This window comes from Burkholderia sp. LMG 13014 (assembly GCF_905232215.1).
Classification (GTDB): domain Bacteria; phylum Pseudomonadota; class Gammaproteobacteria; order Burkholderiales; family Burkholderiaceae; genus Burkholderia.
Genome location: NZ_CAJNKE010000939.1, coordinates 1 through 1,568 on the forward strand (window position 1 = coordinate 1; position 1,568 = coordinate 1,568).

General features: G+C 64.9%; 2 protein-coding genes. One reads left to right on the plus strand and one right to left on the minus strand.

From position 1 onward, the window contains the following. The coding region (locus tag JYJ84_RS36330) for an NYN domain-containing protein (RefSeq protein WP_205190272.1) at positions 1-810 on the minus strand (810 nt) is incomplete at its 3' end. A 304-nt stretch (positions 811-1,114) separates the two neighbouring features. On the opposite strand from JYJ84_RS36330, the gene JYJ84_RS36335 reads away from it, so the two are divergent. Beyond that, positions 1,115-1,568 (plus strand): NAD(P)H-binding protein (locus JYJ84_RS36335; RefSeq protein WP_205190273.1); only part of this gene is annotated, 454 nt, incomplete at its 3' end.

A 1,568-nucleotide genomic window follows, 5' to 3' on the forward strand; every position in this document is an offset into this window, starting at 1 on the left:
CGCCACGAACGCGCCCGACTTGTCGTCACGCCCCACTTCGAGCAGGCCGCGCGCCTGCGCCTCGTCGAGCAGGTTGCCGAACGCGCGGAACCCGTAGTACGACTCGTTGAAATCCGGCTTGCGACGCTTGATCGCGCTCTTGAGCACCGACGCCCAGATCTTGCCGACGTCGTCCCGCTCCGACGCCAGCGCGTCGAACGTCTCGACCGCCAGCGCGATCGCCTCGGCCTTGCGCGCGTCCATGTCGTGCTTGCGCGACGGCTCGTCCGGCCGCTTCGCGCCGCCGTTGCCCGCGCGCTGCTGCTGTTCGCGCTTCGCGAGCGCGCGCTGCTGCTCGCGCACCAGATCGTCGTAAAAGATGAATTCGTCGCAGTTCGCGACCAGCAGGTCCGACGTCGATTTCTTCACGCCGACGCCGATCACCTTCTTCGCGTTCTCGCGCAGCTTCGACACCAGCGGCGAAAAATCCGAGTCGCCGCTGATGATCACGAACGTATCGACGTGCGACTTCGTGTAGCAGAGGTCGAGTGCGTCCACGACGAGCCGGATGTCGGCGGAATTCTTGCCCGACTGGCGCACGTGTGGAATCTCGATCAGCTCGAAGCTCGCCTCGTGCATCGACGCCTTGAAGCCCTTGTAGCGATCCCAGTCGCAATAGGCCTTCTTCACGACGATGCTGCCCTTCAGCAGCAGGCGCTCCAGCACGGGCTTGATGTCGAACTTCTCGTACTTCGCGTCGCGCACGCCGAGCGCGACGTTCTCGAAGTCGCAGAACACGGCCATGCTGACGTTGTCCAGGGGTAATGCCATGTGTACTCCAACCGGTGGGCCGATGCGTTGTATGACGTAGCGGCGAAAAATGCATCGCGCACATGATAGCCGGTCGGCGCGTCATTCCCGCATCCGTGTGAATGAATGACGGCCGGCAGGTCCGTCGCGCCGCCGGTGGGCAGCCTTGGCTCGCGCATGCAACCGGTATGCCTGCAGCCGGTATGCCCGATGCCGGTATGCCCCTTAATACACACCCGCCGCGGCGGCAAATCGACATTACACTTGAGATATCGGTCGTCCGTCCCTATCTGGAAGGATGACGCATCGACCAAGGAGCGGTTTCATGACGACGAAGGTACTGCTGATTGGCGCGACCGGCCGAACGGGCCAGGCCTGCGCGGATCTGCTGCTCAAGCAGCCGGAGTTCGAGGTCACGGCGCTCGTGCGCCGGCACGGCTATGCGCTGCCGGGCGCGCGGGTGGTCGAGGCCGATCTGACGAACGATTTCTCGCATGCCTTCCAGGGCATCACGCACGTGATCTACGCGGCCGGCTCGGCCGAATCGGAAGGTGCGGCCGAAGAGGAACAGGTCGACCGCGACGCGGTCGCCCGCGCGGCCGAATATGCGCTCGCCTACAACGCGCAGAAGCTCGTGGTGATCAGTTCGCTGTCCGCGTACCGGCCCGAACTCGGCCCGGACGCGCTGCACCACTATTCGCAGATGAAGCGCGAAGGCGACGATCGGGTGATCGCGTCGGGCGTCGACTACGCGATCCTACGCCCCGGCCCGCTCACGG